Annotated in this window: 20 protein-coding genes; 6 read left to right on the top strand and 14 right to left on the bottom strand. The window is 59.5% G+C overall.

Features of this window, described 5'->3' with window-relative positions:
• Positions 1 to 80: 80 nt before the first annotated feature.
• The 13 genes from ACYYKW_RS13495 to yaaA form a co-directional block, all read right to left on the bottom strand.
• Positions 81 to 1532 carry a mannose-1-phosphate guanylyltransferase/mannose-6-phosphate isomerase gene (locus ACYYKW_RS13495; protein ID WP_090281856.1) on the bottom strand — a complete coding sequence of 484 codons (1452 nt, stop codon included), beginning with the start codon at positions 1530 to 1532 and terminating at the stop codon, positions 81 to 83.
• Positions 1533 to 1634: 102 nt separating this feature from the next.
• On the bottom strand, positions 1635 to 2291 hold the full coding sequence (locus ACYYKW_RS13490) for an alginate O-acetyltransferase AlgF (RefSeq protein ID WP_016771605.1): 657 nt from the start codon (positions 2289 to 2291) through the stop codon (positions 1635 to 1637).
• Positions 2292 to 2305: 14 nt separating this feature from the next.
• Positions 2306 to 3478, bottom strand: a complete 1173-nt coding sequence (locus ACYYKW_RS13485) for an alginate O-acetyltransferase (protein ID WP_093104575.1) — start codon at positions 3476 to 3478, stop codon at positions 2306 to 2308.
• Between the two features lie 10 nt (positions 3479 to 3488).
• Positions 3489 to 5054, bottom strand: coding sequence for an MBOAT family O-acyltransferase (locus ACYYKW_RS13480; protein WP_090281859.1), 1566 nt, complete (start codon positions 5052 to 5054; stop codon positions 3489 to 3491).
• A 334-nt stretch (positions 5055 to 5388) separates the two neighbouring features.
• On the bottom strand, positions 5389 to 6513 hold the full coding sequence (locus tag ACYYKW_RS13475) for a mannuronate-specific alginate lyase (protein WP_093104574.1): 1125 nt from the start codon (positions 6511 to 6513) through the stop codon (positions 5389 to 5391).
• An 8-nt stretch (positions 6514 to 6521) separates the two neighbouring features.
• On the bottom strand, positions 6522 to 7988 hold the full coding sequence (locus tag ACYYKW_RS13470) for an alginate O-acetyltransferase (protein ID WP_090281861.1): 1467 nt from the start codon (positions 7986 to 7988) through the stop codon (positions 6522 to 6524).
• Between the two features lie 11 nt (positions 7989 to 7999).
• Positions 8000 to 9586 (bottom strand): mannuronan 5-epimerase AlgG, encoded by a 1587-nt coding sequence (gene algG, locus ACYYKW_RS13465; RefSeq protein ID WP_090288431.1) that lies wholly within the window; start codon positions 9584 to 9586, stop codon positions 8000 to 8002.
• Positions 9587 to 9612: 26 nt separating this feature from the next.
• The gene (locus ACYYKW_RS13460; RefSeq protein WP_090281862.1) at positions 9613 to 11094 is read right to left on the bottom strand and encodes an alginate export family protein; all 1482 of its coding nucleotides are present in this window, start codon (positions 11092 to 11094) and stop codon (positions 9613 to 9615) included.
• Positions 11091 to 12602 (bottom strand): alginate biosynthesis TPR repeat lipoprotein AlgK, encoded by a 1512-nt coding sequence (gene algK, locus ACYYKW_RS13455; RefSeq protein WP_464990345.1) that lies wholly within the window; start codon positions 12600 to 12602, stop codon positions 11091 to 11093. The genes ACYYKW_RS13460 and algK overlap by 4 nt, the downstream gene beginning before the upstream one ends.
• Before the next feature lie 9 nt (positions 12603 to 12611).
• Positions 12612 to 13781, bottom strand: coding sequence for an alginate biosynthesis protein Alg44 (locus ACYYKW_RS13450; RefSeq protein ID WP_090281864.1), 1170 nt, complete (start codon positions 13779 to 13781; stop codon positions 12612 to 12614).
• A gap of 35 nt (positions 13782 to 13816) precedes the next feature.
• Positions 13817 to 15298 carry a mannuronan synthase gene (gene alg8 / locus ACYYKW_RS13445; protein WP_162098720.1) on the bottom strand — a complete coding sequence of 494 codons (1482 nt, stop codon included), beginning with the start codon at positions 15296 to 15298 and terminating at the stop codon, positions 13817 to 13819.
• A 99-nt stretch (positions 15299 to 15397) separates the two neighbouring features.
• On the bottom strand, positions 15398 to 16714 hold the full coding sequence (locus ACYYKW_RS13440; protein ID WP_016771595.1) for a nucleotide sugar dehydrogenase: 1317 nt from the start codon (positions 16712 to 16714) through the stop codon (positions 15398 to 15400).
• An 809-nt stretch (positions 16715 to 17523) separates the two neighbouring features.
• Positions 17524 to 18303 carry a peroxide stress protein YaaA gene (yaaA, locus tag ACYYKW_RS13435; RefSeq protein WP_464990344.1) on the bottom strand — a complete coding sequence of 260 codons (780 nt, stop codon included), beginning with the start codon at positions 18301 to 18303 and terminating at the stop codon, positions 17524 to 17526.
• Between the two features lie 326 nt (positions 18304 to 18629).
• Here yaaA and ACYYKW_RS13430 point away from each other — a divergent pair, with 326 nt between their 5' ends.
• The 6 genes from ACYYKW_RS13430 (at position 18630) to ACYYKW_RS13405 (ending at position 23965) form a co-directional block, all read left to right on the top strand.
• Positions 18630 to 19754, top strand: a complete 1125-nt coding sequence (locus ACYYKW_RS13430; RefSeq protein ID WP_464990343.1) for a polysaccharide deacetylase family protein — start codon at positions 18630 to 18632, stop codon at positions 19752 to 19754.
• A gap of 338 nt (positions 19755 to 20092) precedes the next feature.
• Entirely contained in the window at positions 20093 to 21487 is a 1395-nt protein-coding gene (locus ACYYKW_RS13425; RefSeq protein ID WP_090281867.1) for a PhoH family protein, read from the top strand.
• A gap of 238 nt (positions 21488 to 21725) precedes the next feature.
• Complete coding sequence (gene moaC / locus ACYYKW_RS13420; RefSeq protein WP_139053800.1) at positions 21726 to 22199, top strand: cyclic pyranopterin monophosphate synthase MoaC; 474 nt, start codon at positions 21726 to 21728, stop codon at positions 22197 to 22199.
• Positions 22196 to 22438 carry a MoaD/ThiS family protein gene (locus ACYYKW_RS13415; RefSeq protein ID WP_090281868.1) on the top strand — a complete coding sequence of 81 codons (243 nt, stop codon included), beginning with the start codon at positions 22196 to 22198 and terminating at the stop codon, positions 22436 to 22438. Before moaC ends, ACYYKW_RS13415 begins: the two co-directional genes overlap by 4 nt.
• Before the next feature lie 3 nt (positions 22439 to 22441).
• Complete coding sequence (gene moaE, locus ACYYKW_RS13410) at positions 22442 to 22894, top strand: molybdopterin synthase catalytic subunit MoaE (RefSeq protein WP_038357637.1); 453 nt, start codon at positions 22442 to 22444, stop codon at positions 22892 to 22894.
• A gap of 294 nt (positions 22895 to 23188) precedes the next feature.
• Positions 23189 to 23965: an ABC transporter substrate-binding protein gene (locus tag ACYYKW_RS13405; RefSeq protein ID WP_093104546.1), complete on the top strand. Its 777-nt coding sequence runs from the start codon at positions 23189 to 23191 to the stop codon at positions 23963 to 23965.
• A gap of 108 nt (positions 23966 to 24073) precedes the next feature.
• On the opposite strand, the gene ACYYKW_RS13400 is transcribed toward ACYYKW_RS13405, so the two are convergent.
• Positions 24074 to 24700: a helix-turn-helix transcriptional regulator gene (locus ACYYKW_RS13400; RefSeq protein ID WP_464990342.1), complete on the bottom strand. Its 627-nt coding sequence runs from the start codon at positions 24698 to 24700 to the stop codon at positions 24074 to 24076.
• Positions 24701 to 24742: the final 42 nt, after the last annotated feature.

Below are 24742 nucleotides of genomic sequence, written 5' to 3'. Positions count from 1 at the left end.
GGAGCAGAAAAAACCCCGCCCAACCCTCTGCGGATAGGGGACGCAGTAGGCTGGACGGGGCTTCTTGTTTCAGCGAGCGATCACTGCGCGATGGTTTTGACCGACACGCCGCGTTCGATCGGGGTGGAGCGACCGTAGATATCTTCGAAGCGTTCGATGTCGTCCTCACCCAGGTACGAACCCGACTGAACTTCGATGATCTCCAGTGGGATCTTGCCCGGGTTGCGCAGACGGTGCACCGAGGCGATCGGGATGTAGGTCGACTGGTTTTCGGTGAGCAGGAACACGTTTTCGTCGCAGGTCACTTCGGCAGTGCCGCTGACCACGATCCAGTGTTCGGCGCGGTGGTGGTGCATCTGCAGCGACAGGCACGCGCCCGGCTTCACCGAGATGTGCTTGACCTGGAAGCGCCCGCCCATGTCCACCGAGTCGTACGAGCCCCACGGACGATAGACTTCGCAGTGGTTCTGGGTTTCGCTGCGGCCCTGCTCGTTGAGCGTGTTGACCATCTGCTTGACGCCCTGAACCTTGTCCTTGTGGGCAATCATCATGGCGTCTTTGGTTTCGACCACGACGATGTTTTCCAGACCGATCACCGAGACCAGTTTGCCGTTGCCATGGATCATGCAGTTCTTGCTGTCCTGAATGACCACGTCGCCTTTGCTGACGTTGCCGTTGGCGTCTTTCTCGTTGACTTCCCACAGCGACGACCAGCAACCGACATCGCTCCAGCCAGCGGTCAGCGGCACGACGCAGGCGCGCTGGGTTTTTTCCATCACCGAGTAGTCGATGGAGTTGTCCGGGCAGCAGGCGAAGGTGGCTTCGTCGAGGGTCACGGTGTCGGCGTCCTGCTGGCTGCGCTCAAGGGTCAGCAGGCAGGTGTCGTAGATGTCCGGATCGTGCTTTTTCAGTTCTTCGAGGAAGCGGCTGGCGCGGAACAGGAACATGCCGCTGTTCCAGTAGTAACCGCCGGACTCGACGTATTCGGTGGCGCGCTTGACGTCAGGTTTTTCGACGAAGTGCGAGACACGGCTGACGCCTTCCGGCAGCAGCGAATCGCCAGTGGACTTGATGTAGCCGTAACCGGTTTCCGGTTTGGTCGCCGGCACGCCGAACAGCACCATTTCGCCATTTTCAGCGGCAACGGTGGCCAGGGCGAGCGCGCGTTGCAGGGCTTTCTGGTCTTCCAGAACATGGTCGGCCGGCAGCACCAGCATCAACTCGTCACGGCCTTCATTGACCAGCATCATCGCGGTCAGCGCCACGGCCGGTGCGGTGTTGCGGCCGAACGGTTCCATCAGGATGCGCTGGCATTCCAGATTGCGGTTGGCCAACTGCTCGTTGACGATGAAGCGGTGATCCTTGTTGCAGACCACGATGGGGGTGTCCATGCCTTCGAACACCAGGCGCTCCAGGGTTTGCTGGAACAGTGTGTGTTCGCCGGTCAGGGCCAGGAACTGTTTAGGGAACTGCTTACGCGACAGGGGCCACAGACGCGAACCGCTACCACCTGACAAGATCACCGGAATCATAATGTTTACTCCATAAAATGCAGTTGAGAGCTGCAAGCTGCAAGTGGTGAGTTAGAAGCACTTCACTTGCAGCTTGAAGCCAGTAGCTGATAGCTCGAGCGATTAGCGAGTCGACACTGGGCGTTTCACCCAGACTGGCGACAGGTTGCTGCCGTTACCGGTGACGTACAGCACTGCTGCTTCACCGCGCTCCAGAGCGACGGGTTTGACGTCGCCGACTTTCTTGTCTCCTTCGTACAGCGCCAGGCTGACTTTCACCGGGTTGATTTCACGTTCGCCACGGCCCTTGGCAGCCACGTTCGGCACCACTTCGGTTTTGCCGTCAGCGGTCTTCAGGGTCAGCGGCTTGTCGCTGAGGTTCTGCACGCGAACCAGGGATTTCTGCTTGTTCTTGAACGGCGGCTCTTCGATCAGTTGCGGCGCGCCGGAAGCGTTGTTGACCAGGGTGTAGTAGTGGTCACCGGCCAGTTTCACCGGCAGGGTCTGGCTGCCGACCTTGGCGCTGTAGTCGCCGCCCGGCATGAAGCTGAAATCGCTGCTGGCCAGTGGCGCGATGTCGCTCAGGTTGGTGCTGCCGACGGTGGCGCTGACTTCAGCGTTGCTGGCGTTGTAGACGCGCACGAAGGTTGAGCCTTTCGGTGCGGTCGGGCCATACAGCGCGGCGTCGCCACCGGCGAAGGCAGGTACGGAAAGCACGCTGAGGCCAGCGACCAGAGCGAAGCTTTTAGCGAGACGACGAGGAGTAGTAGTGAAAGTCATGGTGTACCTCTCTTTCAGTTTTGCGCCCGATCGGGCGTCTCGGATTTAGTGTTGATGGCTACGTTTTGTTGGCGGGCGCCGGCTTGTTTGAGCTCTGCGACCCACTGTGGGTCGGCGTCGCCGATTTCGTTGTTCACAGGCAGATATCGTTCAGGAAACTCCCAGATCAGCACCTGTGGCGGGCTGTTCTTGAAGTCATCGCTTTTCAGGTAGCTGAGCATCGGCAGGATCGGGCCATGGCCGTCTTCGGCGTAATTGACCACGTCGCTGTGCAGCGCTTGCTTCAGCGCACCGACGAAGTTCCAGTTCGGGTTGGCGCTGTAGCTGGTGCCGATCAGTGCGACCGGTACTTCGCTGTTGGCGAACAGGGCGTCGTCACCGGCAGGCTGCTCGGCGGCCACGGTGTTGCGCTTCTGCAGTGGCTCCGGCGCCGGCATCATGTTTTCGAACAGCGGATCGAGCGGCAGGAACAGACGCAGATCGCCCTTGTGCGTGACTTTCTCGGCCGGCGTGGTGACGAAGCGCTGCGGCTCACCGCTGAGCGGGAATTTCTCGGCAATGGTTTTGGCCAGGGTGTTGGCGGCGATCTCGGCGCCTTCCGGAGTCCAGTGGGTGTCGGTGCGCAGGAACACTTGCTGACCATTCTGCTTGGCCTGTTGCAACGGGCCGAGCAGGTCAGGGGCGAGGATCTTGTCGCCGGCAACGCGAGCATGGAAATCCTGATATAGGTTTTCGTGGATGCTCGAAGGTTTCACCTCATCCAGATGTTCCGGATACAGGCGCGCCTTGGCAGGGACGATCGCCATCACCAGTTTCACGCCTTTGTCTTTCAGGGTCTGGCGCACGCCTTCAACCAGCGCGTAGTTGCCTTGCAGGTTCAGCTCTTCGTTGACGATCGGGTTGAATTCCTCGTCGCTGTACAGCCACTGATCGCGACCGAGCACCACGCCCGGACGACCTTCGTTGAACAGTTTGAAATCCAGCGCGGCCCAGAGGTTGGTGCCCAGACGCTTGATCGGAAATTCATCGTCGTAGTGGGTTTCCACCGCTTTGGCCCAGCGGCCGTTGAGCACCGTCGCATCGGCGTTGGTGCTGAAGCCGAAGAAGCTGCGAACCGACCACAGACCGAGGACCAACAGCGTCACCAGGAACAGGGCGATGTAGAAGATGCGTAATGAGCGGGTCATGTCAGATCCCTCAGAACTGGAAGTAAAGGAACGGCGAGAAACTTTGCGCCGAAAGTTTGAGAATCGAGGCAATGAACAACAGCAGGATCAGCCCGCGCATCACGTAGCGCGACCAGTCAGCGGTCCAGTAGGCCGGTTGCACCTGGGCTTCGACGCCGACGGTGTAGCCAGGTTCATGGATGCTCGCCGGGTTTTCGCCAGGCGCTGCCTTGATCATTCCAGGCGTTGCGGTGGCCGGGCCATCGGCCTCGACGTTGACCGCAGGTTTGGTCTTGGCCGGTGGCTGATTGGTGTACAGATCACGCAGGCCAAAGAACGCCAGGGTTACGTAAGCCACCACCAGGGTTGCCACTTGCAGGCCGGTCAGGCTGGCCTGATTGAGTTCCGACAGCGACCAGTCGCCGAAGCTGAACATTGCGCCGTACATACGCCCGGCAACGTGCAGGTTCTCGGCACGGAAGATCACCCAGCCCATCACCACGAGCAGGAAGGTCAGCGCCCAGCGGATCGGGTTGAGGCTGCGCGGCGAAGTGTTCAGGCCCAGCGCTTTTTCGATCGCCAGCCACATGCCGTGCCAGGCGCCCCAGATGATGTAAGTGATGTTCGCGCCGTGCCACAGACCACCCAGGAGCATGGTCAGGAACAGGTTGCGATAGGTCATCAGCGTGCCTTTACGGTTACCGCCGAGGGTGATGTACAGATAGTCACGCAGCCAGGTCGACAGGCTGATGTGCCAGCGGCGCCAGAACTCGGTGATCGACTGGCTGATGTACGGCTGCTTGAAGTTTTCCATGAAGCGGAAACCCATCATCAAGCCCAGGCCGATGGCCATGTCGCTGTAACCGGAGAAGTCGAAGTACAGCTGCGCGGTGTACGCCAGCGCGCCGAGCCAGGCATCGCCGGTGGTCGGGTTTTGCAGGGCGAAGCAATGGTCCGCAACCACGGCGAGGGTGTCGGCGATGAAGACTTTCTTGATGAAACCTTGCATGAACCGGGTGCAGCCCTCGGAGAATTTGTCGAGGGTGTGCGTGCGGTTGTTGAACTGGTCGGCCAGATCGCGGAAGCGCAGCACCGGACCCGCAATCAGGTGCGGGAAGATCGCCACGAACGCTGCGAAGTCGATCAGGTTGCGCGTCGCCGGGGTGTCACCACGGTACACGTCGATGATGTAGCTGATCGATTCGAAGATGTAGAACGAAATACCGATCGGCAACAGCACGTGCGTGAGGATGAACGGCTCCAGACCTACCGACGTCATCATCGCGTTGATGCTGTCGACACCGAAGTTGGCGTACTTGAAGTAGCCAAGGATGCACAGGTCGACAGCCACGCCGAGCAGCAGCCAGCGCTGGGCCGGTTTGGTCCTGACGCCGGCGGCGCCGACTTTCAGGCCGATCCAGTAGTTCCACAGCGTGACGGCCGCGAACAGCGCAAGGAAGTCCACACGCCACCAGGCGTAGAACACGTAGCTGGCGATCAGCAGCAGCAGGTTGCGATAGCGTTGCCCGCTCAAGTAGTACAAGCCGAGAAAGATCGGCAAGAACAGAAACAGGAACACGTTGGATGAAAATACCATCCCGATCTCTCCATGTTTGAACCAACAGTCAAGGGCCAAAGCCCCCCCAAACCCCCCGTGGTAGTGGAGGGGTGACACAGTGTTTGCTTGAGGTCGGGGCTGGCCTTCAGACCGCGCCCCTCACCCCCCGCCCTCTCCCGGAGGGAGAGGGAGCCTGATCTCCATGATTTTCAGAAAAGGAGATCGACTCGGTATTTCTTTTTGCCGCCAATCGAGTTGTTCAAAACCTGCGACGACTCGGTATTTCATTTCGGCGTAACTCGCATGGCCACCTCGGTCAGTTCCCTCTCCCTCCGGAAGAGGGCTAGGGTGAGGGGCTTTTGCTCTTCGCCTGTCAGGAACCCTTATTGCCCTTTTCATGAGACGGGTCATAAACCTTGGTCAGGTCCCCGCCGAGGCGGAAGGTCTTGAACGGTTGCATGTCGCGTTTCTTCTCGATCACATCCGGCGCGCAGGTGTAGAGCGTGCAGAACGGTTCGAGCCAGGCGAATTTCATGTCCTCTTTCAGGTCGGTCATGTCCTGCTCTTTGCCGTTCTTCTCTTCGAACTCATCCGGGTCTTTCACCCCGGACAACACCCGATCACCGAGACGCTTGAGCGCTGAATTGTTTTCCTGACGCAGATCGACCCCGTTGACCTGGGCGAAACTGGCGATCATCGCCAGTGGCGGCAGGGCGTAGTTGTGATAGGCGAGGGCGCGTTGCTGGCGCTTGAGCTCATTGGGCAGGTAGCCGTCGGCATCGACCTGATTGACGCCGACCTTGTATTCCTTCACGGCCCAGTCGAACAGGTCGCGGCGGTTGGTGGCGACGGCGGTGGCCATCACCGACCAGGCAGCCCAGTACGAGTGGTTGTTGGTTTTTTCCAGCGGCAGGTTGTCCCAGTCGCTGACCACCTGATCGGCCATTTTGCTGAACCACGCCTCGATCAACTGCGCTTCCTGCTGATGCTGCGCGAGTGGATGCGAGTCGGAGAACTTCAGGCGAATGTACGAAGACGCCATGCTGCCCAGCGCCCATTTGCGCATCGACTTGCCGGTGTGGTTGAAGTCTTTCGACATCAAGGCATCAGCCTTGGCCCACGCGGTCAGCCAGTTCAGCGTGCATTCGAGCTGTTCCGGGCGACCATCGCGCATGAACTGCATGACGCGCTTGGCGGTGCCGCGCTCCAGCGTGGTGATGTCTTTGGTGGTGTCGCGAAAGGCTTTTTCCGACTGCACGTTCAGCGTCGCGCGGGCCTTGTCCGACCCTTCGTATTTGCTGCGAAATTGCAGCGGCCCGGTGTACGGCGCTGGCATCGCATCGCAACCGTCGCTTTTGTCGCCGCTCTTGAATTTATCCACCGGGGCGAAGTAGCCCTGTGGCGGACGCAGTGGCGCGGCGGCCTGGGTGGCCCCGGCGAACATCGCCAGGGTCAGCAGGGAAGGCGCGAGCAGGTGTTTGATCGTTCGATTTCGCATAGCAGACCTCATTGCCCAAGCTGCGCGGTCTGTTGACCGGCGCCCGGGAATACGTTGCGTTTGCAGATTTTCGCTTCGACTTTCTGTGGCGCGGCGCCGGGCTTGGCTTCAGGCCCCTGGACTTCAACGGCCAGCAGGTTTTGCGAGGCCCAGTCTTCGTCCGTGCGCAGCTCAAAGGCGAAACGACCGTCGGTGTCGGAGGTTTCCGGTTTCTCGATCTTGATGTCCTCGTGGCGACCGTTCATGTACCAGAGGGTGGCTTGCAGGGTTTTCACCGACGTGTCGGCGAAGCGGATGTCGACCTGATGGTTGGCGTTCTGCAGATTCAGGTTCTTGCTGTTGACCATCAGTTCCTGTTTGCTGCCCGGCTTCAACGTGGCGCTGCCGGTCATCTGTGCGTCTTTGCCTTCGCAGCCGTTATCGAGCAAGGCCATCATCTGGCGATAGATGGTTTCCTGGTCGAGGCGATACAGCGGCGAGAATTCCCAGATGAGAATCTTCGGTGGCGACTTCTGGAATTCCTCGCTGCCCAGGTATTGCAGCATCGAACCTTCAAAACCGCCGCCGGGGAAGGCGACGTTGAGAATGTCGGCGCCGATGGCTTCTTCGAGGAAACCGGCGAAGTTGTAGTTCTTGCCGCTGTGCGAAGTGCCGACCAGAGTGATCTGCGGATTGCCGGAATCGCCGAACAGGTCGCCGTCACCCGCTTCGCCTTTCGGCTCGGTGGTGAACTGGTCCATGTACTGGATCGCGTAACTGGTGCCACACAGTTGCCCGGCCATGTTGTGCAGGGTGCCGGTCTTGCCCATGCGCCCGGACTTTTTGGTCTCGAACTCACGCTTGGGAATGTCGGCGAAGGCCGGGATCTGCTTGACCTTCTCGGCGACGATTTTTGCCGTGCGCTGGGCACCATAAGGCGTCCAGTGCTGGTCGCCACGGAAGTAGAAATCGTGGGCAGGCAGGGTGTCCGGCAGCGATTCGTTGGTCAGCGGCGACAGGTCCGGCACCACGTAACCCATCTTGGCGAAACGGCCGAGCATGGTCTTGTAGTTGCCCAGCGCTTTCTCGTAATCGAACGCGGCTTTTTCCTGCGGGTTGAGCTTGTTGCGGTTCACCAGGCCACGGGTCGGCTGGTAAACGATCACCAGCTCGACGCCTTTGCTCTTGAACGCATCGTGCAGTTGCTGCAGGCGCTTGTAGCCGGCCGGCGTGGTGTTGAACTCGGTGCGCAGGTCTTCCTGGGTCCGGAACAGCCAGTCGCCCTGGGCCTGCACCAGTGTGGTGAAATTCTGCTGATAACGCGTGGTGTAGTTCTTCGCGTCATGGGCGGCCGGGCACAGGTTGCAGCATGGCTCGGCGGTGAATTTCGGCGGCGCGGCCGTTTCACTGCCAGCGTCGGCACGCGCGTTGCCGGCGGCGAGAATGCCAAGGGTCAGGGCCGAGAGGCTGAGCAGTTTGATCATGTGTGGGTGCATAAAAATTATCCTCAGTCCCGCATTTCGGTCTGGCGTTCGACAGGGTCGATCAGCACGGCTTTCTGCTGGCGCACCAGCAAGTCGAGAATTTCATCCTGGCGCTCGCCGAGGATGCCGTTGAAGCTGATGCCGCTGGATTTGGTCGGCGCCAGCATCGACACGCGATACAACTCGACACTCAACGGCGAATCGATCGACAGCGGGCCGCTGCCATTGGCCGCCAGTTCGCCGCCGACGACGATCAGCGAGACCTGGGCATCGAACGGGTCGAGCTTGATGTCACGGTCGGTGTCGGTCAGGTCCTTGATGTGCCCGTAGACGCCGGTCAGGCCGTTGGCCATGGCGATGTTTTCGTAGAGGCGAATGTTCACGCTGTTACGAATACGGATGCCGTGACGCCGGTTGCTGATGACCTTGTTGCCCCACAACAGGTTGTCGGCAGACTCATAGAGCGTGATGCCGTCGGTGTGGTTCTTGTAGATCTCGTTGTAGGCAATGATGTTGTTGATGCTGTTACGGTCGATCACCAGGCCCGACAACTTGTTGTCGTAGCTCTTGTTGTTGAAGATGAAGCTGTCGTTGACCTCACGGGAAATAATGATCCCGTGCTTCTTCTTCGTGCCGTACACGGTGTTCTCGGCAATGATCAGCCGGTGCGAACGGTCGTGCGGGTCGATGCCGTAGACGATGTTGTCTTTGTAGGTGTTGCCCTTGACCACAAAGTCGCTGGTTTCGTAGCAGTAGAAGCCGTACCACATGTCCGAGAACTCGGAGCCGACGATCCAGCCGGTCGGTTCAGGACGCTTGAGCACCTTGGCCATGTTCGGCGTGTACTGGGAAATACTCACCCCGTACGACTTACTGTTGGCGTAGCCGAAGCTGGCCATCTTGCTGTTGACGATGTAGGTCTCGGTGCCGCCCCAGGCGAGCAGGAACGGGCGGAATTCCTTCGGCGAACGGAAGGTTGCCGGGCCGTTTTCCTTTTCGCGCCAGCCAGTGACTTTGGTGTCACGCACAAACAATTGGCCGTCGTTGACCAGGAACGAACCGGCCTCTTGGGACAGACGCAGTTCCTGGGTCTGACCGTCGATTTCGAGGATGCCTTTCTCGCCGACCACGATCGGCAGTCTGGCCAGGTACACGCCTGGAGCGGTCTCGCTGAAGTACTGCTTGGGCAGTTTCTTCGCCAGATCCTTGAGGTTCATGTAGCCGTCGTCGATGAAGATCGCCTGCGGGATGCCGTGCTGACGCACCACCCATTCGGCCATCTTGTTATCGCCGCCGATGAAGTCCTTCAGGGCGTTTTCCTGCATCATCCGGCGCACGCTGATCTTGCCCGGCTTGCTGCGCACGATCTTCGCCGCAGCGGCTTCGGCGGTGAAACCGGAAAGGTCAGGCAGGGTCGGTTTGGCCAGTTGCAGCGCCTCGGTCGGCGCGCTGCTGACGGTGTAGGTCTTGGCCTGTTGCAGCTCTTTGGTCACAGTGGCCGGCTTGCCCGCCTGGGGCGCGACCGGTTCCACGTTGGCAAAGGCGCCAGCGCTGGCCAGCAGCATCGCGCCGGCCAGCAGGCTGAGTGAGCCTGTTCTGGTGCTGATCATGTCGGGCACTCCCTTGGCGGTTTGCATCAGAAGCGCCAGATCACGTCGATGAATGCGCGGTGCATGTACGAATCGACCTGGCTGCCATAGGCATCGCCCGGCTTGAACACACCGCCACGGAAACGCACCAGCGCCGAAGGCTCGTCGATCGACTGGCTCAACGCCGCTGGCAACAGGCCCTGCTTGAAGTACTTGGTGACGACCAGGTCCATCTCCTGACCCAGATCCTTGTTGCCGTCTTCAAGCGGCAGCGAGGTGCTGGAAAGGATCGCGCCGGTGACGTCGTCGGTGTTGTTTTCCACGGCGTTGATGCCGTTGCTGCCCACCGGCTTGTTGCCGTCGACACGCCAGAACTTGTGGTAGATCAGGCTGGCGTCGTATTCGTCGTTGACCATCCACGAACCGAACAGGGTCGCGGTCTGCATGTTGTTCATTTCGCCGCGGAACGCTTCACCGAAACGGTGTACGCGCGAACGAGTACCGGTGTAGTTGGAGCGGTTGCTCTCCAGACCGTTCTGTTCGTAATCGGCGCTGGCGCGGGCATAGGCACCGCCGACTTGCCACTGCGGATCGAGGCGCAGACGCACACCGACATCGGCCGCCCAGCCGCTGATGTCATCGCTGCGCTTGGCTTGTGCAGGACGGCTGCCATCGGCGTTCAGCGCGTTGACCGTGTCACGGTCGCCGCTCATGCCGGTGATGCTGCCCCAGTAGTTGACGGTGTTGGTGTTGCGCCAGTTGTAGGCGTCGCTGTCAGCGGTCAGGCCGATCCAGCTGATGTCGCCGTTCTCGGTCTTGTCCAGCGAATCACGCGCTACACCCGGTTCGGCGTAATCGAGCTTGCCGTCATCGTGGGTGTGGTGACCGCGAATGCCGACCCACTGGCCCGGCGTCCACTGGTAAGCGGCGTCGGCGTAGGCGTGCAGGCGATCCTTGTCTTTGGGCGCCAGCTCTTTCAAATCGGTGCGGTATTCGCTGAAGCGCTCGGCAACACCAGCGTTGGCACGCAGCAGGGTGGTGTCGAAGGTCCAGTTCAGCGCTTCGATGTTGGTGTCGCGCCATTGGCCGTCGTCATTGCGCAGACGCTGGCGACCGAACTTGAGGATCTCGCCAGGATAGGGCGTGAAGCCGCTGTAGCCGACCCAGAATTCGCGCATCGCCAGGTAGTTTTTCTTGGTTTCGCGATCACCGCTGTCGGTGGTTTGTGCACCGTCGGATTGTTGCAGGGTGTCGGTCTCGATGATGTCGGTCGAGGTCACCGCCTGGCCCATGGCGTAGGCGCTCCACGCGCCGCTTTCGCCGTAGATCCACGGACGCAGATCAAGGCCGACGCCGTTGACGTCGCCGCCACGGGCGGTGCCGAGGTCGCGGTCGTCTTCGGACTGGCCGGTGAGTTTCACTTCCAGGCCGAAGTTCTTGCTTTCAGTCATCGCGGCCAGTGTCGGGCAAGACCAGATCAGCGCGAAAGTGAGGCCAATGCCGGCCTTCACGAATGGGTTCAGCTTCATAGTTTTTCCTCGCCGTCTTCTTCTTGCAGGGCGTGCAGTTGCAGCGTGTTCGGGTTCAGCGAGCCACGGCTGGCTTGCTCTTGTTGCAGCAGGCGGCGAGCTTCAGGCAGACGCTCGGGCGGCAGCTGCGCCTCGAGGGTCGCTGCCAGCTCAGCGGCTTGCGGAGTGTTTTGCGCCTTGGCCAATTGGCTGAAGACGTAGGCGTTCAGTGGGTCGGGCTTGGTGCCTTTGCCTTGGGAAAACAGTTGGGCAATGGCGAAGTCGGCGCTGTTCTGACCGTTGCGCGCAGCGGTCAGCAAATGGTCGAGGGCCTTCTGCGGATAGACCTTGCCCAGGTAGCCACGGCGATAGATCTGGCCGAGGTAGTAATCGGCGGCGACCTCACGGCCCACGGCTTTCTGGAAATGTTCCTCGGCGACTTTCGCGTCGGCCGGGACCAGTTTGCCTTCGTAGTAGACCTTGCCCAGCAAAAGCTCGGCGCGTGGCTGGTCGGCGGCGCGGCCGTTGTCCAGGTACTTCATCATCTGATCGACGTCGCCCAGTTCCGGGAAATCGTAGAGCAGTTGCGCGAGGCTGACCCACGCCGCCGGGTAGCCCGGAGCGATCGGTTCGAGCAGTGACTGCGCGGTTTTCTCGTCAGTCTTGCCCAGAGTCGAATCGGCGAGCACGCGGGCGACCGAGTCAACGCGCTGGGCGGTGACGGTGCCACGGCTGTAACCGGCCCGCATCTGCTTGATCAGCTCGGCCTGTTGGTCCGCTTGGCCACGTTTCTGGTAAACGGTGGCCAGTTCGACGTAGCAGATATCGGTGGTGTTGAGCGCGGCCTTGCAGATTTTTTCCACGTCATCCAGGTGCTGGTCGTAGGTGCCTTGGGTGCGATACAGCAGCACCTGGGCCAGACCGGCTTCCGGGTAACCGGCCTTGCGCCACTGATCGATCTGCTGCTGAGCGTTGATGTTGGGGAAGCTGTGCGGGTATTGCAGATACAGCATCGCCAGCGGGATCAACGTGTTGCCTTCGCCATTGGCGGCGGCTTTTTTCAGCAGGGTTTCAGCTTCGTGGTGCTCGGCTTCGGTGGAGCCCGGTTTGGCCACCAGCAGACGACCGAGACGGGCCTGGGCACGCGGCGACACGCTGGCCGCGGCGCGGTAAGTCGCTTCGGCCTGTTTCATTTGCGCCGGGTCGCGGCTGTCGACCTGGATATCCGCCAGGCCGACTTGCGCCTCGCTGTAACCCAGGTCGGCCAGTTGCTGGTAGTTCTGCGCAGCGGTGGCGGTGTCGCCACGCTTGAGCGCTTCGTTGGCCAGACGCTGGTCGGGCAGACCGGCGCAACCGGCCAGAGAAACTGCCAATGCCAGCGAGCACACCATCAATCCCTTGTGGGAGCCAGCCTGCTGGCGATTCAGGCGACGCGGTGTTTCAGCTGTACCGCGCTGATCCAATCGCTGGCAGGCCAGCTCCCACAGGGATCGCGGTGTTTTCAGGATGGGTGGAGTAGTCACAGGCATGTCCTCGACTTAAAGACCGGCAGCCATGGCTTTGTCGATCAGCCAGTTCAGGTTCGGGCCACGGTCGCTGTTCACTTCCACCGGGCGGCCGGCGAAGCTGCTGTCGAGCGGCTCATCAGGCTGGATCTGCACGCGGATGTCGGAGGACAGGTCGGCGCTCTTCAAGCTGGTGCTGCTGACGATCTTGCCGGTGCGGGTCTTGTCTTCGCCGGCGATCTGGAAGCTCACTGGCGTACCCGGACGCACATCGCCGAACTGGCGATAGGAGAAGCGCGCATCGACGGTGGCCTGGGTGTTGCGCGGCACCAGTTGGAAGATCACGTCACCCTTGCTCGCGTACTGACCGTCGGCGACCAGTTGCTGGGCCACGGTGCAGTCGCACGGCGAGGTCAGGGTGCCGGTCATTTGCTTGCCGAACAGTTCTTCAACCTTGGCCGGGGCCAGTTGGTCTTCGGCCAGATGACCCTTGAGCACATCGAGCATGCTGGTGCTGAAGGTCGCCAGCGGCGCGCCTTTGGCGGCAACGCCGTCGGATTTGACCAGGCTCTGCACGGTGCCGTCACGCGGCATGGTGATGTTCATCCCCGGCACGCTGACCAGACCGGCCTGGGCGTGGCTGACGAAGTACATGCCGTACACCGATTTGAAGATGAAACCGGCTGCGACCAGACCGACAGCGAAAATACCGGCGCTGAACGTCACCGCTTTCAGACGGCCGAACGCGGTCATGCCGGTGTCGTTGCTCTTGTTCTTGCGCGCCTTGGTGAAGTTGTCACGCTGCAGGGTCGCCAGCACTTCGCCGATGCTGACGATGTCGCCGGCCAGGTGCGAAGTGATCAAGTGGCGCAGGGTGGAGATGTCCTGCGGCTCGAGGTTCTGGAACTGGCAACCGGCGCGGCCAGTGGCGCGATCGAAGGAACGCACCTGCAGTTCAACGTCCATGGCCAGGCCGAGGTTGTCGATGACAAATTGCAGACGCGCCTTGTACACCTCGCCGATGGTCAGCGGCATCTGCCCGGCGTTGAACGCCAGACCGCCAGCCGACAGGTCCAATACCCGCGCTTCGACCGGAGTCCGGTCAGGGCCGAAGAAACGCAGCTTGGCCGGGATTTTCACGCGAGCGTGCTGGCGCTGGGCTTCGGATTCATGCACTACGTTGACGTTGACGGCGGTATTCATAGGGGCGATTTCCTTGTTAATTCAATAGGAGCGGGTCAGACCATCATCAGCAGCACGGCGACAAAAATGCTGCCGGCGGAGAAGGTCATGGTCCGAGACGACCAGGTGTTGAACCAACGTTGAAAGCTGGCGAGGTCACGGGTCAGGGAAGTGGGCTGGCGAGTCCACGATTGTTGGTCGAGGCGGAAGAACACGTAGATCTTCACCAGCGCGCCAACGATCTGGTTGTAATACAGAATCGCCGGGTAAGCCGGGCCGATGCGGTGGCCGGAACACGACAGCAAGAGCGTCAGGATCAGGCGGGTGATACCGATCCACAGCAGGTACACGAGGATGAACGCGGTGCCGTACTTGAAGCTGGCGATCAGCGCTACGGTCAGGCCGAGCAGCGAAGTCCACATCGACACACGCTGGTCGAACAGCACCACTGAAGTGAACGCGCCGAGACGACGGATACCCAGGCCCAGTGCACGCGAGTTCTGCCGCAGGTTGTTGCCGTACCAGCGGAACATCAGCTTGCGGCTGGCCTTGATGAAGCTCTTTTCCGGCGGATGCTCAACGGTGTTGATCGCCGCGTCCGGCACGTAGAAGGTGTCATAACCCAGGCGCATCAGGCTGAACCAGCTCGACTTGTCGTCACCGGTCAGGAATTTGAAGCGGCCCAGACGCCAGTGTTGCAGCGAGTCGCTTTCAACGTCGGCGATGAATTCCGGATTGGTCACCACGGACGCTTTGAACACCGACATACGACCGGTCATGGTCAGTACGCGCTTGGACAAAGCCATCGAGCACATGTTGATGTGGCGCTGGGCGAAACGCAGCTTGTGCCACTCGCTCATGATGTAGCCGCCGCGCACTTCGCAGAATTCGTTGGTGGTCAGGCCGCCGACGTTGCCGAACAGCTGGAACCAAGGCACGGTCTTGCGCACGACGCCTTCGCCGAGCACGGTGTCGCCGTCGATCACGGCCACTACGGCACGGTCATCCGGCAGGTGACGGGAGATCGCGCGGAAACCGAAGGCCAGGCCATCGCGCTTGCCGGTGCCGGGAATGCGCACGAAGTCGAGCTTGACCCGCTCCGGCGGATTCATCCGTGCCCACAGCGCCTTGACGAGCAGTTCGTCGGACATTTCCACGATCGAGCAGACGATGGTGGTCGGCAGTTCGCAATCGATGGCTTCGCGGATCACCGAGCTGTAGACCTGCGCGGTGGTCAGCGCGTCAATACGGAAGCTGGTGACCATCAGGAACACATGCGATGGATCGGCGGCCTTGCCCAGCTTGCGCACTTTGCGGCGCAGGTGCGGGTAGACGATGTAGAGAAAAATCATGCCGCGCACAAAGTGCGTTGCACCCATCGAGTAGCGCCAGATACCCACGGCGCCAATCAGGAAAATGAAGTCCTTCGACTCGGAGTCGAATGTGGACGTGGGCAGCATCAAGGCCAGGCCCATCAGCAGACTGAGATAAAAAAGCCAGCCGGCTGATTGCAGAAAAAAATGTTTGAGCTTGGTCATAACCGTCATCCGAAGGTAAGGGAAGCCGCAAGTTGCAAGCTTCAAGCTGCAAGCCAATCGCGTTGACTTGCAGCTCGACGCTTGTCGCTTGGCGCTGCGTTACCAGCAAATACCTTCGGTGCGGCTACCGGCGCTGGTGGCCTTGGACATGAAGCCCACCAGGTCGATGACTTGCTTGCCCTGCGGCGCTTCCTGGGCCAGCGAACGGAATTTCTCGTCGCGGTTGCCGAGGATGATCACGTCGGAGTTGTCGATCACCGAATCGAAGTCCGAGTTGAGCAGGGACGATACGTGCGGGATCTTCGACTCGATGTAGTCTTTGTTCGCGCCGTGAACACGGGCGTACTCGACGTTGCTGTCGTAGATGCTCAGGTCGTAACCCTTGCCGATCAGCATTTCGGCCAATTCGACCAGCGGGCTTTCGCGCAGGTCGTCAGTGCCGGCCTTGAAGCTCAGACCGAGCAGGGCGACTTTGCGTTTTTCATGGCTTTCAACGATGTCAAAAGCGTTCTGCACTTGCGATTCGTTGCTGCGCATCAGCGAGTTCAGCAGCGGCGCTTCGACGTCCAGGGAACCGGCGCGGTAGGTCAGGGCGCGGACGTCTTTTGGCAGGCACGAACCGCCGAAAGCGAAGCCTGGGCGCATGTAGTACTGAGACAGGTTGAGGGTCTTGTCCTGGCAGACCACTTCCATCACTTCACGGCCATCGACGCCGACCGCTTTGGCGATGTTGCCGATCTCGTTGGCGAAGGTCACTTTGGTCGCGTGCCAGACGTTGCAGGTGTACTTGATCATTTCGGCAACGGCGATGTCCTTGCGGATGATCGGTGCGTCGAGTTCTTCGTACAGCGATTGCAGAACGTCACCGGAGGCGGTGTCGAACTCGCCGATGACCGTCATCGGTGGCTGATCGTAGTCGGCGATCGCAGTGGATTCGCGCAGGAACTCAGGGTTGACCGCAACGCCGAAGTCGACGCCGGCTTTCTTGCCCGAGCAGTCTTCGAGAATCGGGATCACCACGTTAGCCACGGTGCCCGGCAGAACGGTGCTGCGCACGACGATGGTGTGACGGGTGGTTTTTTCACGCAGAACAAAACCGATCTCGCGGCATACCGCTTCGATGTAGTTGAGTTCCAGGTCGCCGTTCTTTTTGCTCGGTGTACCGACGCAGATCATCGACAGGTCGGTGTCGCGAATGGCTTCGGCGAAGTTGGTCGTGCCGCGCAGACGACCGGTCTGGATTCCCTGTTGTAGAAGTTCGCCCAGACCCGGTTCAACGATCGGCGATTTACCGGCGTTGATCATGTCGATCTTGTCTTTGGCAACATCGACGCCAACTACGTCATGGCCCCGTGCAGACAGGCAACCGGCACATACTGCGCCAACGTAACCCAAACCAAATATGCTGATGCGCATCGCAATTACCTCTGTATATATCAGGCCTTAGAGGCCGGAGTTAATGGTGTTCAGCGGACACTAGTGCACTCGAAAGTGCGGCTTACAGGCGCCACAATGCCGTGTGCAGGCATACTAAGTTTCGAGTGTCTAAATAAGTGCACTCAAGATGTGCGCAACCAGGCCTTATTGTTATGACTTGCCCTGTTATGCAGCGGATCTTCTTTCTGAAGACTCTTGTGCAATCGTCTTGCGCGCTTGATGCGGAGATGAAAATCCCTGTAAATCAAGCGGTTCAGTGCTCAGGCGAGCACGTTTAAAGGGTACGACCATGGCCTTTGCAGGAGATATCAATGGTGCGTATCGCCTGTCCATCGTTTCGTTTTCAGACCCGTTAGTCATCTAGTCAAGTTGCTGTGACAAGTTGGTTACATGGCTATCAGTCCTGCGTAAGTTATCTCGTACAAACTCGCCGAGAATCGTTACCGGTGGTATGAGCTACGCATTTGGACATAGTTCCAGCCCGCTCATCGTGCCACCTGAAATTTTTTGAAATATTGGTAAAGATGGCACTGCTTTCAATTTGATAGCACTAGCGATTTCGCCCTTTAGTTCTGGGGCTATAAGCGTGCTAGATAGTTTTGTGCCACTACTGCAAAAAAATTTAGGTGCCACTACTGAAAAAACTGACGAGTGTCGAGTGAAAGAATTCTTAGAAAAGACAGGGGTATTTTTTTGGCGCCATTAAACTGGCGAAATGCGGCGGGGGAGTTCTGACATCGTGCGAGGTGCACGACTCTGGAGGAAAAGAGTCGTGCATTGGGCATGCTTTATTCCGGGGCGTGATCGCGCAGAAATACCAGATTGTCGGGTTTCGACTGCTCGGCGCTGTAGCGATAACCCTGCACATCGAAGTGCTTGAGTTGCGTCGGATCGTTGATCTTTTCCTGGATCACGAAACGGCTCATCAGACCGCGGGCTTTTTTCGCGTAGAAACTGATGATCTTGTACTGGCCGTTCTTCTGATCCTTGAACTCGGTATTGATGATCCGCGCGTTCAGGGCGGTGCGTTTGACGGCCGAGAAGTACTCGTTGGATGCCAGGTTGAGCAGCACATCATCGCCTTGTTCGGCCAGCGCTTCGTTGAGCCATTCGCTGATACGCGTGCCCCAGAAGGCATAAAGATCTTTGCCACGGGCGTTGGCCAGTCTGGTGCCCATTTCCAGGCGATAGGCTTGCATCAGGTCGAGGGGGCGCAGCAAGCCATAAAGGCCGGAGAGCATGCGCAGGTGTTTTTGCGCGTAATCGAAATCTTTTTCGCTGAAAGACTGCGCGTCCAGACCGGTGTAAACGTCGCCTTTGAAGGCGAGCAATGCCTGCTTGGCATTTTCTGGCGTGAAAGCCGGCGTCCAACTGCCGAAGCGCGCGGCGTTGAGCCCGCCGATCTTGTCCGATACGTGCATCAGCTCGCTGATCTGCGCCGGGCTCAGCTCGCGCAATTGCTGGATCAGTTCCTGGGAATGGTCCAGGTATTGCGGCTGGGTAAAGCGCTGGGTCGCCGGCGGTGTTTCGTAGTCGAGGGTCTTGGCGGGGGAAATCACCATCAGCATGAAGTCGTCTCCTTTAATCGTGGGGCGATTCTAGGGGGTTGGCGGGGTTGACTCCAGCTATGGGGGTCATAGGTCGGTGCAAGGGCCCAGGATTTGCGACGGTCGGTGGATCTTTTCCCTCACCCCAGCCCTCCCGGAGGGAGAGGGGGCCGATCTTCGCTGGTTTCTAAATTTGGGTTCGACTCGGTAGTTCAGGTAGGCGGATATCGAAAGAACGACTCGGTCGGCTCCCTCTCCCCCGGGAGAGGGCTGGGGTGAGGGGCGGCGACCTCAAGCCGTGCACATCAGCTATAGTGCCGCGCGGGTTTTGTTATGGAGACGTCCCCTTGCGCATTGTTCTTTTATTCACCGCCTGGCTGTTGAGTTTCGCTGCCGTCGCCGCGCCCGGCGATCCGGCGACGCTGGACCGCAGCACCTGGCCAGAACAGCTCAGCAGCCCGACGCTGTTCGACGTCGCGTCACGCGCAGAGATTCTGATGTTTGCCCGTGGCCTGCTCGGCACCGAGTCGATCGACGAGGCCGCGCTGGCCCAGCGCCTTGGGCTGCGCACGGTCAATATCGACGCGGTCAATCAATTGCGCCAACGTCTCTGGCAGCGCCTGCTCGCCAATTACAACCATGCCCAGCAAAGCTGCGACCAGGACGCCTCGTTCTGCTTTCTCGTCGAGGACCTGCCGACGCTGCGTGAGCAAGCCGCCAAGTTTGTGGTCAGCGACGACAGCTATTACACCAAGTGGGCCGAACCGAGCCGGATCTTCCATCTGCAATATCTGTATGAACTGCTGCGCAAGGCTGCGCTGTTTCCGCAGTCCAGCAGCGAAGTCGATCGTTTCGGCGACTATGAGCGCAACGGCGACGACATGCACGATCGCCTGTTTCTGCTGACCTTCGACAGCGCCGCCAACGTCCAACCGGACAACACCGACTGGCTCACCGAGTACCTGCGCAAATCCAATATGAGCGGCACGTTCTTCGTCTTGGGCAAGGATATCCAGGCGCGGCTGGCCGATCGTTCGGTCAGCAGCCTGCAAGCGAGTTTTTCGACCCAGTGCGTAGGCGTGCAAGGCTGGGAGTTCCGCTCCCACAGCCACTGGCAGGACTGGCAGGACTCGGTGCGGCGCAGCGCCGATCTGGTGAAAAACAAACTGCCGGAAAACTACGTACCGCTGTTCCGCCCGCCCGAAGGCCAGCGTCGCAGCGATGCGCAAGGCTTCTTCAACTCCCAGGGCCTGCAAGTTGCCCTGTGGGACATTGATGCTCAGGACGGCGCTGGCAGGCTCAAGGGCCCGGCGAGCGCGCAGCGGGTACTGACCCTGATGCTGTTGTGGCGCCACGGTGTGATCAATTTCAACATGAAACAGGATGCGGTGAAGACCTCGTTGCCGTGGCTGATCACGCAAACCGCGCAAAGCGGCATCGGTTGGGAAGACTGTCAGGACGCGCTTCGATGACTAACACCAAAAGCCCCGGAAACATTGGGCTTTGGGCAATTTTTCGACGGGATTCGATGCAGGCGGACTTCCGACTTTAGCGGTGTCTGGTGAGTCCGCCAAGGGCTTTTCGTCACTCTGCAAAATAAACTTAAAAAAACCGTCAAAGTACTTTTTTATGTCATCGGTTTTGGAGTATTACGAAGACAGACCGCCGAAACCTGCAACACAGGTGGCGTCTTCCAAGACCCGTTTGTTTGCAGTCACTTGAATCTCCGCAGGTGAGATTTCGGCAGTCACTTCGAGGCGCAGCACCGCTCAGGTATTGCGTCTACTGGCTCTGACATAGGTGACCGAGTATGGATGATCACGGACGTAGCCCTTCCTCCAACCAGCCAATCCTGTATGTACTCGATACCAACGTATTGATTCACGATCCAAACGCCCTGCTGAATTTCGAAGAACACCACGTTGCCATCCCGATGACCGTGCTCGAAGAGCTGGACAAGCTCAAGAGCGGGCACCACAGCGTTGCCGCCGAATGCCGTCAGGCGATCCGGCTGATCGACAAGACCCTGGGCGATGCGTCTCCCGAAGACGTCGAACTGGGCGTGCCGATCCAGCGCGGCAAGGGCGGGCCGAAGGGCTTGCTGTCAATTCTGATGAGCAAGCAGGCCGAATCGAACCTGATTCTGCCCGAGCATCTGAACGACAACAAAATCATCAACCAACTGATCGACCTGCACGCCCGCGACCCGCAAAAGCCAGTGGTGCTGGTCACCAAAGACATCAACATGCGCCTCAAGGCGCGCGCCTGCGGCATCGATGCCGAGGATTACAGCACCGACCAGCTGGTCGATGACGTGTCCCTGCTGCCCAATGGCTACCACACCATGACCGGCTCGTTCTGGGACCGCGTGAGCAAGGTCGACACCCGCCAGGATCACGGCCGCACCTGGCATCAAGTGCAACTGATCGACAACCTGCCGGCAGTGCACATCAACGAGTTCATCATCGACGAACAGGGTTTCGTCGGCTGGATCAAAGAGATCGATGAAGCCAAGTTGCTGATCCTCGATTTGCATCAGGAACCGCTGTTGCACCAGGAAGCCTGGGGGCTCAAGCCACGCGACATTTACCAAAGCCTGGCGCTGTACGCGCTGCTCGACCCGGACATTCACCTGGTCAACCTGTCCGGCGCTGCCGGTTCCGGTAAAACCATTCTGGCCCTGGCCGCGGCGATCGAGCAGACCATGGTCAGCAAGCGCTACCGGCGCATCATCGCCACCCGCAGCGTGCAGGGCCTGGACCAGGAAATCGGCTTCCTGCCCGGCACCGAAGCGGAAAAAATGGAGCCTTGGCTGGGCGCCATCACCGACAACCTCGAAGCCTTGCACATGGATGACGAAAACACCCATGGCAGCGTCGATTACATCCTCAGCAAAGTGCCGTTGCAGTTCAAATCGCTCAACTACATTCGCGGTCGCAGCTTCCAGCAGAGCCTGATCCTGATTGACGAATGTCAGAACCTGACGCCGCACCAGATGAAAACCATCATCACCCGTGCCGGCGCCGGTTCGAAAGTGGTGTGCCTGGGCAACCTCGCACAGATCGACACTCCCTACCTGTCCGCGACCAGTTCCGGGCTGACCTACCTGACCGAACGCTTCAAGGATTTCCCCAACGGTGTGCACATCACCCTGCAAGGGGTGCCTCGCTCGATTCTGGCCGAATACGCCGAATCTCATCTGTAACGCCTCAAACGAAACCGGGCGGCCCTCAAGCCGCCCGGTTTTTTTATGCCGAACACAAAACCAATGTAGGAGTGAGCCTGCTCGCGATAGCGGTGCATCAGCCACCATGAATGCTGAATGTCATACCGCTATCGCGAGCAGGCTCACTCCTACAGGGATTTAGGGTGAGGCGGTAATCGCGCTCGCGGATATCTGACCCACGGGTTTACAATCCACGCTCCTGATCAGGAGTAATTCCGTGCTGACTCATCTCGATTCCCAAGGTCGCGCCAACATGGTCGACGTCACCGAAAAAGCCGTGACGTTCCGTGAGGCGACGGCCCAAGCGCTGGTGCGCATGCTCCCTGAAACTTTGCAGATGATCGTCAGCGGCGGTCATCCCAAGGGTGATGTGTTTGCCGTGGCACGCATCGCCGGGATTCAGGCGGCTAAGAAAACCAGCGATCTGATTCCGCTGTGCCATCCGCTAATGCTCACCGGCGTCAAGGTCGAGCTGAGCGCCGAAGGTGAAGACAGCGTGCGCATTGTTGCCCGCTGCAAGCTCTCCGGGCAGACCGGCGTCGAGATGGAAGCACTGACCGCCGCCAGCGTCGCCGCCCTGACCATCTACGACATGTGCAAAGCCGTGGACCGCGGCATGATCATCGAAAGCGTGCGCCTGCTGGAAAAAGTCGGCGGCAAGAGCGGCCACTTTCAGGCGGAGCAGCCATGAACCTGACCGTGAAATTTTTCGCTCGATACCGTGAAGCGCTGGGCGTCGAGTCGGTAAAGGTTGAAGGGGATTTTGCTACGGTCGATGACGTGCGCAGTCTGTTGGCACAGCGTGACGGCGCCGAAGTGTTGCGCGAGCAGAACCTGATGTGTGCCCGCAACGAAGACCTCTGCCAGCTCGACGAGCCGGTAGCCGATGGCGACGAAGTGGCGTTTTTCCCCACCGTGACCGGAGGCTGAGCCATGGCGATTCGCGTGCAGGCCACGCCGTTCGATCCAGGTGCTGAGGTCAATGCCATGCATGCGGCCAACGTCGGCGTCGGCGCGGTGGTGAGTTTTGTCGGTTATGTCCGCGACTTCAACGACGGCCTCGACGTGGCAGGGATGTTTCTCGAGCACTATCCGGGCATGACCGAAAAAGCCCTGGGCAAGATCGCTATCGAAGCCGAACAGCGCTGGCCGCTGCTGAAGCTGGAAGTGTTGCATCGCATCGGCGCGCTGGAGCCGGGCGAGCCGATCGTCTTCGTCGGCGCCGCCAGCGCCCATCGCCAGGCCGCGTTCGATGCCTGCGCCTTCGTCATGGACTACCTGAAAACCCGCGCGCCGTTTTGGAAGAAAGAAAACACCAGCGACGGCCCGCGTTGGGTGGAGGGGCGGGACAGTGATCATGCGGCGGCGGATCGCTGGAAAAAGTAAGTCCTCTAGCGCCTTCAAATCCGCCATCGCTGGCAAGCCAGCTCCCACAGGGTTTGCGTCGTGCACCTGTTTTTTATGCACTGCTGCAACTGTGGGAGCTGGCTTGCCAGCGATTGCGCCATCTGCAACACCAAAAACCTCGAAGACACTCTCTCGTACCTGATTGACGATTTGTACCTTTGAGTCCAGTATGGATTTCCAAGTACAAAAAAGCTGCTGTCTTGCCGCTTATTGCCCGTCGCTTGTAACTGCTCTTCTTCGCCAAACCAACAACAACCCCGCGAGAGAACGAACATGAAGAAACTCCCCCTCATCACCGGCCTGGCCCTCAGTCTGTTGGCCTGCGCCAGCGCCTTCGCCGCCGAGAAAACCCTGCGCATCGGCATTGAAGCCGCTTACCCGCCATTCGCCTCGAAAACCGACAAGGGTGAAATCGTCGGTTTCGACTACGACATCGGCAATGCGCTGTGCGCGCAGATGAAGGTCAAGTGTGTGTGGGTCGAGGGTGAGTTCGACGGGCTGATTCCGTCGTTGAAAGTGAAGAAGATCGACATGGCCCTTTCGTCGATGACCATCAACGAAGATCGCAAAAAGTCAGTGGATTTCACCCACAAGTATTACTTCACGTCTTCGCGTCTGGTGATGAAAGAAGGCGCCAGCGTCGATGATCAATACGCCAGCCTCAAGGGCAAGAATGTCGGCGTCCAGCGCGCGACCACCACTGATCGGTTTGCCACCGAGGTGTTCGAGCCCAAGGGCGTCAACGTCAAGCGCTACAGCAACAATGAAGAGATCTACATGGATCTCGCGGCAGGGCGGCTCGACGCGATTTTTGCCGACACCATTCCGCTGAATGACTTTCTATCGATGCCACGCGGCAAGGGCTATGCGTTTGTCGGGCCGGAGCTGAAGGATCCCAAGTATGTCGGCGAAGGCGCGGGGATTGCGGTGCGCAAAGGCAACTCGGAACTGGTCAGCCAGTTGAACGGGGCCATCGATGGCATTCGTGCGAGTGGCGAGTATCAGAAGATTTCCGAGAAGTATTTCAACACCGATATCTACGGCGATTGATAGTCCGCTATCGCTGGCAAGCCAGCTCCCACAGGATTTGTGAACGCCACAAAACCCCTGTGGGAGCTGGCTTGCCAGCGATGGGGCCGCACCTGCCAATGCAGATATCTAGCCCTTCACTTCCTTCAAATGCTTGTAAACCGTCGCCCGCCCCATATTCAGCACATTGGCCACATAGTTCGAGGCGCTCTTGCCCTTGAACGCACCCTCGGCGTGCAGCGCCAGCACCAGTTCACGTTTGTGATCGCGGTTCAGCACATTCAGGCTCAACTGGCGTTCGCGCAGCCAGGCATGCAGGAAGGTGTTGATACGCTCCTGCCAGTCATCGCGAAACAGGGCGTCCGGTTGCGGGATCAGTTTGCTCGGCGAGAGGAACAGGTCGAGCGCTGCCTTGGCATTTTCGAACAATGAAATATTCAGGTTGATGCACAGCACCGCCAGCGGTGCGCCTTCGCTGTCGCGCAGGACGCTGCTCAGGCTGCGGATCTTCTGACCGTCCCAATTGAGCTTTTCGTACGGGCCGATGTTGCGATCGCTGACATCCTCGCTGAGCATGTCTTCCAGTGACGAATCGTCGCCGATCTCGCGTTTTGACAGGTTGTTGGCGATGTAGTCGACCTTCTGCGTTCGCAGGTCATGCAACACCACTTCGGCATGCGGGAAAAACAGCGTGGCGATGGCATCGGCGATGGCGCGGAAGTTATCCAGCGCCGGGTCGAGTTCGGGGGCGGTCATGACAGTGGAGCTCCAGGCAGCGTCAACGCCTCTGTGATCAGG

The organism is Pseudomonas sp. 15C, from assembly GCF_055484735.1.
This window is presented reverse-complemented; position numbering and strand designations above follow the sequence as displayed.